The sequence below is a fragment of the Pseudoalteromonas sp. MEBiC 03485 genome (genome assembly GCF_004195145.1).
GTDB lineage: Bacteria > Pseudomonadota > Gammaproteobacteria > Enterobacterales > Alteromonadaceae > Pseudoalteromonas > Pseudoalteromonas apostichopi.
This window is the reverse complement of sequence record NZ_SGBT01000001.1, coordinates 3,312,591-3,331,256: the sequence shown is the minus strand read 5'-3', so window position 1 is coordinate 3,331,256 and position 18,666 is coordinate 3,312,591. Positions and strand designations below refer to the sequence as shown.

The following is an 18,666-nucleotide window of genomic DNA, read 5'->3' as shown; positions in this document are numbered from 1 at the left end:
TTTTTTGAATTTGTTTTTATTATTTTTCATTATTGTTTTTATTTTTATTGATAATAAAGTTCTCTTATTTTTTGTCGTAAAGTTTTCGTTTATTTGTGAACCAACCTGACTTTTGGTTACGGTTCATCTCGCTAAGTAATTTAATTGCTTTTTCTAATGTTATGCGCTGTTCTGCTATATCATTGTATATTTGAATAGCACGTTTTTTACGTTTTACAGCAGCACCTGCATCTAAAAATGATTCGATCACTTGGTTAAAGTAACGAGTAGGGCGAGATTGCGAATTTTCTTCGTCTACTTTTAAATACTCCTCATTAACTTTTTCTTGAAGAGTCGTTATTTCTGCTTGGCAGAACTCATTTTGAGCAAGCTGACTTTTCTTCAATATATCTAACTTTTGTTTTAAGTAGTCAGTTTCAAGTAAGTTAAATGACACTATCATATTTAAACTAGTTAATGCCGTTCTGAACTCTTTAGCTGTGCAGGGCTTACTCAGCATATTCGTAATAGTTTGTGATATTTTTTGCCATTGCTGCCAGGCATAAACGTAATTTAACCCTGCTCCTTTAATGTTTTGCATACCAACAACGACCTGATGAGTATTGGGCAAAGCTAAATCCGCAATCGAATTGGTTATTTCATCTGCAGATATATTGCTATCGTCAAGTAATGTGACTTTAGATTGGAGGATGGAAATCAAGCGTTCTTTTATTTCTTTACTATTCTTTGCGATATCACTTTTTAGGTAATCCAGGTGCATACGCTGATAATAAATACGAAGGGTATAGAGAATTATGGTTAGTTCTTGATCAGGGATCTCTCCTGTGATCTCTTTTATGTAAGATTTATTAACAACCCCCTCGCTAAGTGTAAGTAAATTCTCAGCTGCTACACTGCCATATGCAATTCTAAACCTTGCTCTAACTTCAGCTCTGGTGAGTAAATTAAATTGCTCTAGAAGCTTATCTAGGCTTTCGAGATCATTAATTTCAATTAACTTTTCTACTCTTTCTATAAATGCATCGAGAAAGTAACTGTAGAATCCCTCTACATTACTTCCTATTACCACAACACGGTCAAAACGTAGGTCATTACTGAGCATCGCAGCAAAAACTTTTGAGCGCGCGACACGGTCGTTACGATTATTTATAAGCGCGATTACCTGGTTTTTTGGGTCGTTATTTAATCTTTCAAGCTTAAGGCGCTGCCAGTTTTCTAATGTAGCTAAGCGTTCGTTTGCAGACATGCTATTGACGAACGATTGACTAATTTTTCCGATAGGCGCTTCAGTAAAGTGCTTTAATACGCCAATATCAGGCACTATTCGTGCGGATGTTTCTTTGAATACATAATCTTTATTTAAGCCGATATGTTCCGCCATTTTGCACACGAGTGCTATATTGGATGGATGTTCCTGGTAGGGGTATAAAGAGCGAATGTCATCAGTTATTTGCAAACCATCGGCCCAGTGAACTTGAATTAAGTTAGCGTTTTTTTGTTTTGCATTTAATTCAAGAATTGGGTTCATATTTTGTTCGCTGGTGAACACTAAACTATTCTCACCGATAAAATGGCTTGTTTCATTTGCAACATCAATTCCTGTTGGACCTAATGTATCCTCATGGTCTGGGTAAGCATTGGTAATAGTTGAAAAGTTATCATCCATCCAATTCCTTAATATTTTTACATAGCGCGGGGTCAATCCCATACATTCCCAAAGAAATACATCGGCTTTTACTTTTGTTGCAAAATGCAAAACATCGCTTTGTTCCCAAATACTCGCTTTATCAAAAGGTCTGAATAATGGAATTTCGAATTGCTCTCCACTTGCTCTTGCATAAATAAGAGTTGCTTCACAACCTGTTGTTTTACTAATCACTTTAAGAGTTAAACTACTAAATAATGCTGCTTTTAATCGTTCAGTTCCTGACTTTCCTCGTGTTCCCCAACCCCCGATTGAAACGGGAATTTTGGCTCTATCTGACTTTATTTGCCTACTTATTTTTATGTGGCGAGCCCAAAAGTAGGCTGAGAAAGCCATAACGAAAAAGATCAGTTGACCAATACTATTTTGATAAAGCGAATAGGCATATTCTTTAAAGCTTGACCACATATTAAACAAGAAGGGCGTGAGGGATAGTTTTTGATATAAGTTGGCAATACTCGGCTCAACAGGGAATTCGGCATTAAGCACGGATCCATATTGTTGGAAATCAAGTGTGAAGCCTCTTGCTTTTATTAACTCTAGAAAGTCTTGTTGTTCGTGGTCAGAACCATTTCGTAAATCATCTAATTTTTCAAAGTTGAAAGAAATCCAGCTATACGCAAACATGCGTTGGAGTACGTTACAGGGAGGGGTGACGATTAAAATACCATCAGGAGTGAACGATTTAGCTGGCGTTTTCAGATTGTCTTGTGACAATGTACTCAGTAGAAAATCTAACATAGGTAAATGAGGTCGAGCACTAAACTGTTTAGCATCAAACCGGGGCTCTCCAGGTACCTCCGTTTGGCTAATCTCCGCGACGGTGCAGCTCGGCACATGCATAAATGCACTTGGTTTTCTGGCTTGTACATGATTAAAGCTTTGGCGTTTACCTGTACTTGGATTTTTAAATTCATGCCATAGCCGCCAAAAACGAAAGCCCCGCCTGTAACCTCGTTGTATTTGCCAGCCTTTATTTTTCATTGCTACATTAAAGGCTTCATTATTCTGCGCTTGCTTACTCAAAATTCGGCCTAATAAATCTTGCTCAACCCATTCAGAGTTTAAATTAATGGTAAAGTTTGAGTTTAAGTTAAACTCGAGCTCAGCGACTTGTTGCTGGTACACAAAGCTGACAAGCTGCTCTCTAACACGGCTAATAATTCGCTTTACGGCAGTATCTTTCTCATTTTCAAGCTGCGTATTTAAGACATTGATAAAAGACTTAAACAATATATCTGCTTGGCTTTGCTGATCATAATCAACTTGTAAGTTGAACATTATCCTTGGCGTTAACTCGAGTAATAAACGCTTCTGGGCAAAGCTTGGTGCAATTTTCAGTTGTTTTCGCCATATGTGAAAAACTTGCAACTCTTTGGTTAAACGAGGATCTGTTAATTGCTTAATGAGTGTTAGTCGTACCGCTTCATGGGTTTCTTTTTGGAGCCGAACTGTTAATAGTTTGAGAGCAAATGCCCTGGGTAATAATGCGCATTGTTCAATGACGCTTTGCCTTACTCGAGGGTAAGTATGCTTAGCAAGTAAAATGAGAAGCTTATAATTAGCTTCACTTAATTTAGGCTGTTTACATATAATTTTTGAAAATGACGCCAATAAAAACAGGTGCTGAGCTTCGATTTTTTCATTTGGTAAAACATCTAAATCAATTTGAGAGCGCATAAAATAGTGAGTAAAAGTGGGTCTTAAATTGATCAGAATTTCTAAAATATCTACTTTTGCAGCATGTGGGGTTGATTGTTTTTCAAGAGATAGTAATAACAGCTCAACAAGATCAGAATCGAATTGAGTTTCACTTACATATTCGCTAATTAAGTTTACCTGGTTGGCAAGGGCGCGAAAAATAGAGTTACGAATAGCTTCGTTCTCACTTTTTTCTAGTAGCCCCAAAAAGAAGCTTTCTAAATTGAGTGTTAACCATGATTTGGTTATTTCCCCCGAGTGGATCCGTAAATAGCGATTAGTTAAATCACCCAGTTTACCTATTAAAAACTTAAGAGATTGCTCAAGTTCAGAGAGTTTATCTTGGTATCTGTTGATGATAGCTCCCTCATCAAACCAGCGTTGAAAAGCATCTTGATCTTTTTTTAATTGTTCTCGGTTTGCACCTAAAGTATACGCGTAATCGAGAATATGAAACTCACGCTCAGCTTTTAATTCGGCATGATTTAAACGCTCGATAAAGCGCCTGTGATCGGCATCAATTTTGATTAATTGACTTTGTAGGGTATCAATTTTATGAGTTAAAAATGAAATAGTTTGCAGTAGTAACCAATCATCTTCCTCATAGTCATCAGGCTGATTTTTTATTAATTCCCATTCACTTAATTCATCAACTAGTTCGCGGTATTTTTGGCGATATAAGTCTAACCAAAAACTGGCAATGTCTGCGAAAAGCAAGTTTTCAAGGCGTTTTGTAAGTAAGTGGTTACTCATAGTCAGTGTGCTCTAGCAAATGATTTAATTGAAGTGCTGGGAAAATGATTTCATCATGGGCAAAAGGGGTAAATCCGGTATGTTGGTTGTTACCAGATGAAAACTCGATGCTAATATTGTGGTTGTCCCATACCCAATCCTGTTGTAGTCGCACCTTTAGCCAACCATGTGAAAAATCACCTAAACTAATTTGTGTTTGCCAAGCAAACTGTGTGATGTATTGCCACGTAGCTGTGGCACGGTTTTCATCTTTAAAGCGGTAATAGCTATCAATGCCAAGTTGGAAAATGTGATCTTGATAATATTGATTCCAACTGGTGTTGAAGTGCAGATAGTCTAAGCTCGTCCAATCATCGTTTGAGCTTGATGACACACCAAAATTTAAATAATTATCGACCCAAGGGTGATAACGATATTGATAAAACCCTTGCCATCCCGAGGCATGGTTTTCACGGTAAAAATTAAATACATTTGAATTAAGTAGGTCGTCACTGAGGTAATCATTTAAATCAGCACTACTGTAACGAATAAATGGAGTTAGCTGCCATTGGTGACGATGCGAAGAATCACGTTGCCATTTTTGTCCTACACTGAAACTACTATCAAGGGCATATTGAAGATCAAATCCATTATGACTTGGTTGCCAACGGCTTTGAATTTGCGCATCAACATACCAAGGAGTTGTATCATCTTGCCATGAATAGTAACCATTGAGTGCAATTAGATCCGTTTGTTCTTTACTAAATGAGTAGTAACCTTCTAATTGGTACCAATCATTGTCGTCGTTAATACGTAAACGAGCGCCAATATCAATGCTCTGTTGGGTTGGGATATTTTCAGCGGTTTGAAATATTTCTTGTTGGTCAAATTGTATAAAACCTTGCCAATTAAGATCATCACTTTGAAATGACTTTTGATCACTTACAATTGTTTGCTTTTCTGGTACTCGATAAGTTACTAAATCAGGCAAAGGAATTTGTGCTTGTGTAAATTCTGAAATCTTATTATTGAGATCACTAAGCTCCCAAGTATACAGGCGAACATGTTCAAGTTCCGATGATTTGACTTCAATTTTGCCTGCAGGATGGAAAAATTGGCGTTCACTTCGACTATAGCTATTTATCTTTTCTAACTTGATTAAACGATCTGCATTTAAAGTCGCAAGCAAAGGGGTAGTGGGAATAACAGAATAAAATAGTAGCGTTGTAGGTAATTCTATCTTTCTCCACCGACCCGCAATATATTGCTGTACTTCAACTTTTAGTTGTTGAGATAAATAGGGGTTAAGCCAGTGTAGGGCAATGACATTATTATCTAACTCCCGTTTATTAAATGTAAAGGGAATGCTTTGCTGCTCCGTAACAGACCATATTTTTAAACTGTTAGCCAGTTGTATGGATAAGTTTGCCACATTAGCTTGGGCAAGCTCTGCGGTAGAAAAATTAAATACAAAGCGAATTTGTTCTGCCTCTGTTTCGGCCAAATCTATATAAAGGGTATGAAATGGGCGAATCAATAAACCATCATTATTTTTTAGATGCGTCTTGAATTGGTTAAACCTATCAGCAAAGCTAGTTTGTGCTGCACTTTGAATATTAAAAAGACGCGTACCTGCATAATCGATTAGGCTATCTAAGGGTTGCCAGTGGCCAAAACTTTCTATTCTATTTTGTAAAAAGGTCGATGCGGCACTCGCAGGAATTGTAGCTATTCGCTGTAATAGTTGCGTATATTCATTATTGTTTAAACGCTTTTTAGATAATAGATATAAGCCATTAATTAAAAGGTCGTTTTGTGTGGCATCATAGGCGTAAACTAATGACATAATATCGTCTGTAGCAAGCTGGTTTGCAGCATCAGAGCGGTAATCAAAAGCTTCATATAATGCGTCAGGTATATTTTTAAACTCTATAAAGGCTTTCTGATCAGCTGATAGAGTGAGTGTCTCTCCTGCTTTCAGACTCACAATCATTGTTGATGCAACAGAAGCCGCTTTTTGGCTTTCAACAATGAGTGTTGTTGATGGAATATCGCTGTATATTGGCATTAATTTATGTTGGTATTGACTATCAGCCTTTAACCAAGCAGTTTGATACTCGCCGTTTTGTTTGGCTTCTGTGCGCGCTTTTATACTTAAATTAACCGCTTCTATCGCAGTGTACTTCCAGGGCATATGCTGTGAAAGCACAGTGTTTTGCAATTTTCCTTGAGAGTTTATTAATGTTTCTTGGGCTCCAGAAAGTAATTCATATTGCTTATCTTCAGCTTTTAATCCAGGACTTAAACTGTGGTAGTCAAGTGCCATATAAGCTTGCTTAATTGTGTGAGTTTCATCCTTTTTGTTTAAAAGCCATATTGCGAGTCTATTTTTCTGTTGTTTAGTTGCAAGCTTAGTGAGAATACTATTACATTCTTCCAATAAGCTTTGGTTTCCTGCGCACAGAGCAAACAACTTTATTTCTTGGTGCTCATTTTGGTAGGTTTTTAATAGAGACTTTAAAGCAAACTCCTGTAATTCCCTTTGTTGAGTACTCTTGTATAGTCCTTCTAAGTAACTTGTTGCAAGATGAAACTGTTGTTGTTCACGCAAAATATTTATTTTAATTTGCCATGCTTCAATAGCAACCTGTGGATTTGGGTTTTGAGTTAATGGTTTTAAAAAGGCAAGCGCATCTAAAGGTGCAGACTTAGCTAAGTCTTTAGCTGTTAGCAAAGATTGCTGCCAATTAACTAATTTAATTTTTCTTCTTGCTGGGGCATAAGGCTCAATTAGCGCTAAATAGTCACTATATAATTTCCTTAAGTGCTCAGTTATTAGCTCTGCTGTAATAGGGCTTTTTTCAGAAAGGGTTCCCGGTTGTAAATAAAGTACTTCATTACTTGGAAAATCTGTAAGTGTCCTGGCATAAACAGCAAAATCAATACCAGGCACATCATCAGTGGTTTTCTGAATTGTCATCGTTTTGCTGTTTAATGGCACTGAGACGTGAATTGTTTGGTATTCTTTTGTAGCTTTAACATTAACCAACCAGCTTTTATCACCAACATTAAGTTTAAATTGACTGTCTTTATTACTACGGGCAACGAAGGTAAGCCACGGCGTGACTCGTTTTTGGCTTAATAAGTCAAAATTCAAAGCGATCTGTGAAAGCGACGTAATATGTCTGACCTGTTTATTAATGCGTGGATAAAATTGATCATCAACTAATCTTTGCTCTTCAAGTTCAGTAATTAGCCGTTTTTTTGATTGGCTCGAAGCATGAACTACGCTGCTCCCTTCTAGTAAAGTTTGTGTGGACATTAAGCCAAGCAAATCATAGTAGCGCTTAACTGCGAGGGAGTTATTTTTTGTAAATACACTGTCACTAAAAACATTCAGCGAATACTCATTGTAAACTGATTCCATTGCATCATTGGCAGTTTTTAACCAGTAGGGGAGTAGTAGTTTTTCTTCAACTTTTATGGCTGTCGAATCATCGTATATGGCTCTGTGGCTTTGCGATATTTTTACATACGAATCGGCATAGCTTTTAATGGTTAAATATTGGCCCGCATCAATAGCTAAATAGTCACTATTCACCAAGCCAACATTTTGGTTTTGGTATTCAAGGGCCGGGTTATTGATGATGTTAACTTTTGCAGTAAGAACTTCATCTGTGTAGGCATAGACAGCACCATGGCTATCTAAAGACTCCATATTCTTTCTGACCGAAAGCTTAATTTTTTTTGCATCAGGAAAATATAGAGTGACCTCATCACCTTTATCGAACTTATAAAACCGTTCGCTGCCTTTTCTTGAAGAAAGTAATACTGATGGCTTAGCAAGTTTTAGGGCTCGTTTAAAGCTATCAACAGTGGTTTGATAGTGACCGACTTGCGCAGAAAATTCAGCCCGCTCATTTTGGCGGTTTTGAATCGCTACAACACGGTTATGCCCAAGAGCAGGAAGTTGACACCGTTTTTCTAAACATAATAAGTCACGATCCATTTGAACTCGTTGCTGTATATATTGTGTGTTACCCACACTCATAATGAACTTGTCGAATAACTCAGGGTTGAACTCTAACCAGTGCCCTTCGGGTAGCCATAAATATTGATGCTCATACGAATCAAATTGCATCTCTTGTGTGGTTGCGAGCACGTCTAGCTTTGGAGAGGTTTTTAACCAGATAGGAGGCTGCAGAACAGCATGCTCTTGTTGTACGGCAAGAGCTGGTTTATAGGCTAGCAGCGTTAATGTTATAAAGGCTATTATGAAGTAAGGCATAGGCTAAACTGCTTTAAAAGTTGGTTGTTAATTATTAACTGCTCTCGCAGCTCGCGACTTAACTCGATATGGAAAAACTGACTATTAACAGGAGCCAGCGAATTAAGAACATTGTGTGTTCCACCCAACTCATGCACGTCGCGCCCATAAACCAATGCATTAATACCTAGCTTATTAATGAGGCATTGAGCAATGTCTAAAGTTCGTTTAGAGGCGAATACATGGCCTTCGCTTAAAATAATATCTGCTTTTCGTCCTTGCTCTGTGGTTCGCTTTTCCTTTGCAAATCCATGGATTTGATAAATCGAAAATGATTTAACTGAACTGCTGTACGCAAGTATAAATGCGTTACTACTGCTATTTTTATATTTGCTAAAATCGATTGTTTTGCCATCGGCATCACGGCTATTTCGGTGTTTCGTATTAGTCAATAACACTTGGCATTCACTAAATAAGGCTTTAGCAATTTGCAATGTGTGTTTATCAAAATATCTATGTGGAGCATAAGAAATACAGGTGTTCCCTTTAGCTTTAAAATGTATTTCACCACCCGAAAAAAGAGACTTATTGGCTACTAAAGCCCCATTCTTAATGGAAAAGTGCTCTGGTACACGTTGTTGGTTATTCAACCAAACTCGTAGGCTGGAAGTGAGTTTTTCTAGCTGAGCGGCCTCACAACATGCAGCGGTAAATAATATAAGAACAGTAACGATAATTTTATTGTTCATTATTCCACCACCTTACTTTTTGATCCTTTACAAGATACTCTTCAAGTATTGATAGCCAAATAGTTTCGGAAGAGGTTAAAGTCACGGACTGCAAAGAATCTATATCATTAGCGACTTTGAATGTAACGCTAGGATAGCTAGCTAATTGGCTCTTTTTAGGGTGAATTAAAAATGATTCTAATAGCTCAGAGTTATGTAGCTGATAACTTTGCTTTGCAATACTGTACTCACTAGTTAGGCCAAGTTTGTAATTAGCAGTATGTTCAAGACTCAATGTAATAGGTTTATTACTTTGAGTACGAAATGCTTTAAAGACAATGCTTATTGGGTGTTTGTTCTTCGAATAAAGCAGCTTAATTGGCTTATTTTTATCTAATTGGTAAAGGCGTTGTTTTACCCAAGGGCGATGACCGTACCAATTTTGATAAACAGTATTTGCTTCATCAATTAATTTCATTTTTTCTGACAAAGAGATATCACCGGTTTTGACTTCATTAGCACTATTGTTATTTATTTTTAATATCAGTCGGTTATCGTTTTCGCCAGAAGAGGGGAAGTAGTGATTGTTATTATAGATCCCAAAATTAAATTCTTGTGATGGCTCTGGCTTTTCATAATATCGTTTTGGACTTAAACCAAGTGCCACATTTGATAATGGCAAAACATTAAATAATTCCTTAGATTGGTAGTATGTTGTTGTTTCCTCAATATCTCTAGGTGGAGTGAAAGTACGAATATTTACGAAATGTTCTCGCTGCGCCAAGTCGTAATGGTTACTTGCTTTTTGCTCATACCAGGCTGCAATATCATAAAAGCCATCTGTTGATTCAGTCGTAAGCGGTTGATGTGCAGTGCGGCGTTGATAATGAAAGTTAGCGAGTCTTGACTTTACACGCAGGTATACATCGTCGCTAGATTCAACTTTAATATAGCGTGCTTGTTGCGGTGTACGTAGGTAATACGATGTGAGCATGCCTACCGCTTGTCTCTGGGTATTGCTAGCAATTAACCGGTCAAATTTAGATGCTTCACCTTTTATAGTGACGGCATATCGTTCGATTTGTTTTTTATTATTGTCGTATAAAGTTACGTATATTTGGCTGCTATTTAATGTTCTAAGTTCTAAATTTAGATGGCTTTCAGGGACGATATCAAATTCAACTGACACTTTTGGGTTTATCAAATAACTGCCAGCATAACTTGTTAAAATAACTGCCCCAGACTCTGTTCGCCATTGAGTTAACAATTCTTTTTCACTGCAGATTGTAATTAACCCCGCATTAAGTAATGGGGTTTTGTACGTGTTTACTTCATCAGTTTGAGTAAAGTTTATTTTTTTTGGCGCTTCAAACTGAAGTTTGTCATACCAGATCAATGAAGGGGGTTTTTGGTTATCACTGACAGTGAAAATTAAGCTATCACTTTCATCTAACTTGACACTGGCACACAAACTACCTCTAGTATAATAAGCTGCAAGGCTATACTGCTGCTGACTGAAGTCATAACTAATTACATTATACGGTAAGCTTTCGTATAGGATGTCTGACTTAAAGTCGATTTCAGGAATACCTTGTGGTGCAATTTTTTGCCACCAAAATGCCATTGCATTCGTTATTTCAGTATTTGTTAGAGTATTTTCACCCATGGTAAGGTAATCAGTTGCGCGCTTACGTCTATCTAGAGGCCGTTTTAACCAACTATTAAGTGGATCAACGTTTTGAACGGGGGTTTTCGCATGAACTCGAACTACCACGCCTTGAATTGATTTTTCTTCAGGGATAAGTAATAACGCTACGCTTTTTGCCGTAGGGTAATGAGCTATTGGCAGGTAAAATGATTGCCCAGACGCAACATTAAGCGATTGTTTATTCTCAATGATTTGTTTGATCTGTTGCTCTTCACTTTGGTTAACTAGCTTTGAAGCGTGGTGGTAAGTTTCATCTAAGATCACCTCTTTTTTATCATTATAAAGAGTATATTTGATGGCATAATTAACTGGTTTATCAAGAGTAACCGATTGATCAAATACAGCATTTGAAAGTATACGCAGTGAGTGAGTCCGCTGATTAGAAAATGTATAAGTCAGTGGCTTTTTAGTACTTAACCATTGAACTTTTGAGCGAGTCTCTTTACTGGTTTTTGGGTTTACCGGTTCTGCTGAATCCAGCCAAATCAAAAAGCTATTCCAAGTAAATAAGGCGATTAATAAAACAGTGATAATAGCTAAGATAGCTAGGAAGCGTTTAATTAGATACATTAAAGCCTCCAACCATCATGTTGTTAAAAACATCTATATCAATCAGTTGATTGCTAGCTGGGTTATAGATGGCGATGAGGTTATTTTGCTTTTTGATCATCAGTACGAATTTATTCAACTGTTCTAATTTTATTGTCTGTAATACACACTCATTTAGTTCAGAACATATCGTCTTTAAGGCCGCAGTTTGTTTATCAGCAGTATATTTATTAATTTTTCGTTGGATTATTTGTTTATCATGGCTAGTGAGCGCTGCCCAGTTTGAAGGCGACAAAGTAGCTAGATTTATTGTGGTTACAGTCGGGTTATTCGAGATAGCGAGAAGGCGCATCAGAAGGCTGTTTTGATCAATTGAAAACTGTTCTTTAAAGTCAGATGCAATCCATAAGGTTGCCAGTTCACTGTTTGAATTAAACTGTTGATATCCATATTGTGGCGAACTACCAATTTCGAGGCCCCTAGTGGCTTTTTGACCTTCTACTACTTGATAGCTGACTCCTAGACTGCTTAAGTCTTTAGTGAGCTTTTCCATTAGAGGAGTTGCAATATCCCTTACTTGGGTATTTGAAAATGCAATTGCGTTAGGGCGGATCCATGATGGCGCACTGTGGCTACGGATCTGAATATTTAAGCTTGGTTGTTGTGCTTTAAAACGTGAATAGCTTTGATGAACAACATTGAATAATGAACCGACATTATTTGCTGCAAGAACATTTGCCTCAGGGTGAGCGTAGGGATGTGCACCTGCAATTAATAAGTTGGCAGCATTTGAATTAGTGAAAAGCTCACTTGCGAAACTTAACGTATTCCCTTCGAATATTGGCCTTGGGACACTTAAACTGATTGCTTCATGTTTACTCAGTGAAAATGCATATATACCTTGCCCAAGAGCCTGTGCATCATTACTTTGCAATGGGCTAAGCAGTATGTATCGCCCATTACTATTTTGTACAAGTTGTAGCTGGTAATTGAGTAATTCGGCTGTGCCATTAATCTGTTTTAAGTGATTTAATACATCTTCATTAAGTGATGAGTTGCCAATTTGCTCAATTAACTTATAAAGTGGTGTTAAGACTTCAAATTCCCAAAGGGCTACTTGGCTGTGAGTTAATGGCTGATAATTGAAACTGCCTTTACTGCTGATATAAGCGGAAAAGTCATCGACAATATGAGCCATATCTTCATTGATAATATTAAGTTTTAAATTACTATAGCGATAATTTTCACGGTAAATATACGCCAAAATATTGGTGTAATTATCTCCATCAAGAAAGACCTCAAGCATAGACCCGGTAAAGTCTGTTGCTGGTAAACTACTTTTGGCGGCTTTACCAAAATAAGTTGCTTCACTGCCTAAAAATTCATGGATCTCGCGCTGACTTATAGATTCTGGAAGTCGATTAAAGATCCAATATTGGCTTTTTACATCACTAGGAGTGCTTTTGAGTAAAGCTGCAGTATGACGGTTAGATTCGCGAACCTGTAACAGCTCATTAATTTCCAATGCATTAATGAAAGCTTGGTAAAATGGACTTTGTTGATTTTCTTTCGTCAACGTTACTTGAGGCGTCCTTGTAGCTCCAAAAACGAGTGCTTTGCTTTTTAAGTGTTGAAAGATAAGAGCTGCAGAGTCACTAGCAAGGCCCTCAGTTATAGGGTAGGGCACAGTGATTATTAAATTTGTCTGTGGTTTTTTATTAATTACAAATAAACCACGTTGTTGATTCTCAACAATATCTATTAGATATACATAATTATCATCACTCACAAGCTTAAAGCCGATAGAATTGAACATGGCACTGAGATGCCCCATTTTTTGCTTATTCTCGATGGCTTTGTTCAGTTGATAAATAGCATATTTGAAGTCAGATACAGCTTGACTTGCTTTATAGCTACTTACCGTTACTCTATTGGAGCGAGTGGTATATAAATAGCTTTTATACTGACTCACTTGCTGGTTAAGTGTTATGACTTGTAAGTTTTCTGCTTCAGGGCTAATACTTTGTTTTATTAGTAAAGAAGGCACAAGCATGACTAAAAAGCCAACAATAATGGCAAGGCTTCCACCTATTACAGAAGTTTGAAATGTAGCTCTAAGTACCAGACCCAGTGCATTTTTTTGATAAATCTTAAGGGCAAGTAAGGTAGCGAGCATATACCCAAATGCAAAGGTGTCGGTTACTTTAACCGTTGGAAAGAACCAAACGACGATATAGTTTAAAACAAGCTTAAAAATAAAGCCTATGGTAAAAAATAGCATCAGTAATCTGGCACCTTCAATATGTGCATGCCTTAGGCGAGTATAATGAATCAGAGAGCTTCCTACCGTTAATATAACGGCAGTTTCTATAAATGAGGTTAAAATTTTACTTGGTTGCGTTAGCTGTAAAGCTAATAGCGCAGGTAGCATGATACCGTTAAATTCCCAGCCATACTTTAAATTTGCACGAGAGGCCAAAAAGGCTGTAATAACCAAAATAATATAGGCTTTAGGGGCAGCAATAATAGATGCGGCAACAGCTTCATACATTATACCTAAATTAGCGATGCTAAAATTGGTAAACGGCATGAGTACAAATCGCACCAATATATAAGTGATGAATAACTGAATAAAACTTACTTTCAGACCATACTTAAAACCGCCATTCCACATTACGTTAGCTGTTAATGCGATAATAATAAGACCTAAAGAATAAAGCTGAGATGCATAATCAAAAGTAATATCCCATAGGCTTAACTGGTCAGCTATGATTGGCCAAAATAGAGTATCCATACAAACACGGACTAAGATACTGATTAAGATGATGGCAAAAAAGCGGTCTCTGCCAAACATTTCACTGTAACCAAAGCGCTCCATCAAGTAACTTGCACTTATACGCATAAACCCATATACAACAATAGCTTCTATAATGATAACTGCTGCTGAGGTGGGGCTAATTATGAGTAATGGCACAAGGTAACCCGGAACTACAAGGCCTGTAAGTGGAAATCCAAAGCGCAAATTGAGTAGGCATACAACGGCAGTCCCAACCCAAACAGTTGTAATAACGGATTGACCCAGTCCACTACCTGCAGGAAAAAGCGCTAAAACGAAGTCCATTAAAGTCTAGCCTCCGGAATTACTTCAGGAGTGTCTTTAATAAATTCAAATAATATTCCAGACACTTGAAAAGGCGCACCGGATGCGGTTTGCGAGTTATCGGAATGAAGTGCTCTAATAATAAGCGTATAACTATGTTTATCTAGGTTAGCAGGTAGCTCAACAGTGGCTTTATTTAGAGTTATGTAGCGTAATTTCCCTTTTGCAGTTTCGATATCAAGTGCGCAACTTCGACAAAGTAAATCAAGGGCTGTCGTTTCAAAAATAGCAATTTGGTGCTGCTTAGCAAAGTGCTCTAAAGAAGCATTGGTTTGAATAATTTGACCGAACAAATTAAATAACACTGTAGCAGGACTGGTATGGTTAAATACCATTTCTAAGGTGGTTAGCTTTTGCTCCATTTCATTAAGTGAGCTTTTAACCTTCTGGCTAACCGATTCGTGAAGCTTAAATGTAAGTAGTCTATTAATTAGAGTTCGATTCTTAGCCTGTGTTGTTTTAAATATATGGTAATGGAATAGGAGCTCAGCAACTTGGGCAGCAAACTTATTAACGTTTTTTTCAAACGCTTGCTGATGAAAGCTTTGGTTAGGAACAATTGATAGAGCCCAAAAGCCACGTACATCACCAGCGTATACAAGTGGCGCAATGAATTCAATTTCACCTTTAATGACCTGTTTAAAAAAAGGACGGTTTATTTTCACAATGCCTAATGACTTTAACGCATTACTATAAGGTGTGCGTTGATAGTCTCTTCTCATTTCTTGGATATCATCGAGTTGGCAATTTATTGCGCGAATTTCAACTACTCGGTGGTCGTCTTCTTTACGGGCTAAAAAGATTGATTTCTCCAGATCTAATTGCTGACTTATTAATTGAATAATGGGATCCCATGGGGATGGGTGCTCAATAAAACTTTGAGGAATATAACGGCCCATCATCATCTGCTGAATGTTATTTACATCAGCTGTGAGCTCTTTGTCTTCAGAAATTTTTCGAGCAACTACAACCCAAATTAAAGTTGCAAAGGTCAGTGTGATGTATTGACCAATTGGAATGAAAAGTTTTGTAAAGTTCACTAAAAAGTAGCCGGCAGCACACCAAAATATAGTTATGCCGAAAGCGACTAGAAATGAATAACTTATAGATATTTTTTGATAGAAAAACAGCAAAGTAAACACAAAAACCTGTGCAAATACTACCGATATAGCAAAATTAAGCTCATTTATAGTGCTGTTTTTCTCAATACTATCAGCGATGTAAGCAAAAAGAAGTAAAGGATCATTTAGGCCTTCAAGTTTAGGAGCATGTATATTTACATTAAATTCAGCAGCTTGTTGACCAACAATGAGCACTTTATCTTCAAGTTGTTCACTCATAACGTCGAAGTTAAGTATTCGCTTAGCGGTAAATTTTGGAAGCGCAGATACGTCTAATCTGAAATTAATCAGTTTAGATTTGTCATGGTTATAATTAAAAACAGCTTGCCATACACTTTCACATTCAAGATTATCAGCAGCGGGGATACGCATTTGATAGGTTGCCCAAATTTCCACTTTTGGCATGCAATAATCACTACCAGCATAAGGATAGAAAACCCCTTCCTTGGTTGCAGGCTGTAATGGCTCATCAGCTAACATGATGATTGCTCTTGGCTGATACTCGGATAGCTGAGTGACTAAGTCTGAATGATTAGTGCTGAGACTTTCACTTGTGATGAGCACAACGTTTGTTTTCTGAGTGCTACTAAACGAACTTATTTTTTTATAGAAAAATGCATCACTCGCTTGAAATATGTTCAGCAGGTTACTAAAAAGCACAATCGCAAATAAGAAAACAGTGAACCAAAAGGCTCTTTGTTGCGTTAATCGCAACAACTGTTGTAATGCAGCCAAAATTCCTCCTTAATCAAGTACAGTGAATGTAAGCTTTAAACTTACCTCACCACTTGAATTGACTTTTAAAAAGTCGAAACCGTGCATTTTATCGGTCTTCCATTGTCCGTTTTTTAGGTTAATACTTTGCTGCCAGCTAATCATAGCGACATCATCTAGGCGAGTGATTGCTTCACCTGTATTCGGTGGATAGTGCCTAAACTGTAATTTTACGCCACGCGGGGGGAGCTCTTTAGGCCCAAGTGTCTTTTCATCTGAAGGTAAACTAAAATCATAGCTAAAAGCGTGCCATGGCTGATCGCCTCCTTCGCTGACTGGAACTAGGTTTTCTGCAAAGGTAAGGTCATCGATTTCAGTGGTATAGGTCAGTAATGCCTCGAATTGTCCACCATTTTCAGACTGTAAATAGGTTAGTAATGAAAAGTCTTTACTGAGATCAAGCTCGCCTGCTTCATCGGTTAATTCCATGACTCGCATTGTATGTCTAAATGGAATAATAGAAGGGGTATTATCAAATCTATCACGCGTTGAGCACAGAGCCTGCAAGCCATTAAGTGGCTTATCAGTGCAAGGTAAAACACTTTCACTGCTGTGATCCCATCGACTTACTTCAAACGCTTCGGTGTCATTGTCCCAATCTTCAAAATCACCAAACACCATAATATCACGGCCAAGTAAAAGGTTATCAAGCGCTTCATTGTTCACTTCAATAGATGAAACATAGGCTGCTGAAGATGGCGAATACTGTCTTAAATCGATGATGTCTGTAGTCGCGTCAATATCAATGGTCACTTGCTGAGATTTTTTACTTGCTTGATTAGCTGTAAAGTATATCTCTGCGTAGTTTTCACGGGGGATAAGGGTAATATTATCATCAGAAAGCTCAGCGATTCTTCTCAATAAATAATGACTTAAAAAACCGTTTGTGAATCGAGGCTTATAGTCCTCTAAATATATTGGGTAGGCAAAGCCGCGATTAATAGTTTGGCTTTGGGTATCAAGATCAAGCATCACAGCAAGACCTAACAAAGTGTCAAGTCTAGGCTGGTCAAATACAAAATTACCTAAACCTAATATGGCCGGTATTTTATTATATACAGCAAACCCTTGAGCAATATGAGGATGATGGCCAATTAATAAATCGGTGTTCTGCGAAGAAAGAACCTTAAATCGGCTACCTATATAGGGTGAAGGCGTATATGAGTATTCATCGCCACCATGCATTTGTGCGATTACAAAATCATTAGGATCAAGTTGCTCAAGTACTGCTCTAACTTCTTCTGAGTTAGTCAAATCCGCAGCCCCACCTTTATTCGCATCAGCGACATACGTATATTGGTGCTCTTTTCCCGTAATTGTGGTTGCTGCAAAAAGTGTTAAGTTAACATCTTCAAGGTTATGTGAGACAGTTTTAAATGCTTCAGAGTCGTTAAGGCCTGCACCGCTATTAAGAAATCCTGCACTTGAGACTTCAAGCAAGGTATCTTCAAGGCCATTTTGCAAATAGTCATAGATGTGATTATTACCGAGGCCGACATAATCAATGCCAATTTCAGTTAGGCTTTGCAATGATTCTGGTAATGAAAAGAAACTGAACTCTTTGGTTGGGTGTACATTCGTTGGCATTGTCGTCACTGGCGACTCAAGATTGACTGATGAAAAGTCAGCAGCCCTAAACAGTGCTGCCACTTGGTTGGTAATCGCAATACTGTCTTCTCGCGCTGAGTCAGGTCTAATTAGCGCATTACTAACATCAGGTACTGATGTACCCATGGTGTCTAACTTGGGGTCTAGAAAACGTCGACCAAACATTGTATCACCTGCAAATAGCAAACTCTTTGAGTTAGCAGGCTTTGTTTCTAACTGAATATGGGAAGTGAAAAAGTTAGGTTGATTCACTAATATGCCGGCTTTAGGAAAGTAGCCTTCTTGTGAAATGAAAATTGCATGGTTACCAAATGAAAGGTTATTGATAGAGACTCGTCCATTTACATCAGAGAGATACTCTTGAGCTGCTACAGAAACAGTTACATTACTAAGAGGCGCTTGATTCTCATCTGTTATAGTAAATTCGACGTCAGTAGAACCAGCAATTAATGCTTCACGGTCACTAATTGAATCTTGCTTTTGTTGTTGTGGTTTATCTTCATTGGGGTCTTTTACTTTACATGATAATAAAGTTGCGCAAAGAATTAACACCAAGGAATTAATAACTATTCTCAATTAACACCTCAAGCTGACACCTAGTTTAGTTTAAATA

Annotated in this window: 7 protein-coding genes; all 7 read right to left on the bottom strand. The window is 37.6% G+C overall.

The genetic code is table 11. The annotated features are described in order from the left end of the window. Positions 1 to 64: 64 nt before the first annotated feature. The 7 genes from EVU92_RS15330 to EVU92_RS15300 are packed head-to-tail and all read right to left on the bottom strand — an operon-like array spanning position 65 to position 18,629. Positions 65 to 4,159 carry a poly-gamma-glutamate synthase PgsB gene (locus EVU92_RS15330; RefSeq protein WP_130051934.1) on the bottom strand — a complete coding sequence of 1,365 codons (4,095 nt, stop codon included), beginning with the start codon at positions 4,157 to 4,159 and terminating at the stop codon, positions 65 to 67. Next, positions 4,152 to 8,426 (bottom strand): TonB-dependent receptor, encoded by a 4,275-nt coding sequence (locus tag EVU92_RS15325; RefSeq protein WP_130051933.1) that lies wholly within the window; start codon positions 8,424 to 8,426, stop codon positions 4,152 to 4,154. The genes EVU92_RS15330 and EVU92_RS15325 overlap by 8 nt, the downstream gene beginning before the upstream one ends. Further along, positions 8,411 to 9,154 (bottom strand): hypothetical protein, encoded by a 744-nt coding sequence (locus tag EVU92_RS15320; RefSeq protein ID WP_130051932.1) that lies wholly within the window; start codon positions 9,152 to 9,154, stop codon positions 8,411 to 8,413. Before EVU92_RS15320 ends, EVU92_RS15325 begins: the two co-directional genes overlap by 16 nt. Further along, positions 9,144 to 11,411 (bottom strand): hypothetical protein, encoded by a 2,268-nt coding sequence (locus tag EVU92_RS15315; protein WP_130051931.1) that lies wholly within the window; start codon positions 11,409 to 11,411, stop codon positions 9,144 to 9,146. The genes EVU92_RS15320 and EVU92_RS15315 overlap by 11 nt, the downstream gene beginning before the upstream one ends. Beyond that, positions 11,398 to 14,511: a poly-gamma-glutamate biosynthesis protein PgsC/CapC gene (locus tag EVU92_RS15310; RefSeq protein WP_130051930.1), complete on the bottom strand. Its 3,114-nt coding sequence runs from the start codon at positions 14,509 to 14,511 to the stop codon at positions 11,398 to 11,400. The genes EVU92_RS15315 and EVU92_RS15310 overlap by 14 nt, the downstream gene beginning before the upstream one ends. Beyond that, positions 14,511 to 16,406 carry a hypothetical protein gene (locus EVU92_RS15305; protein ID WP_130051929.1) on the bottom strand — a complete coding sequence of 632 codons (1,896 nt, stop codon included), beginning with the start codon at positions 16,404 to 16,406 and terminating at the stop codon, positions 14,511 to 14,513. The genes EVU92_RS15310 and EVU92_RS15305 overlap by 1 nt, the downstream gene beginning before the upstream one ends. 9 nt (positions 16,407 to 16,415) lie before the next feature. Then, positions 16,416 to 18,629: a CapA family protein gene (locus EVU92_RS15300; protein ID WP_130051928.1), complete on the bottom strand. Its 2,214-nt coding sequence runs from the start codon at positions 18,627 to 18,629 to the stop codon at positions 16,416 to 16,418. Positions 18,630 to 18,666 lie beyond the last annotated feature (37 nt).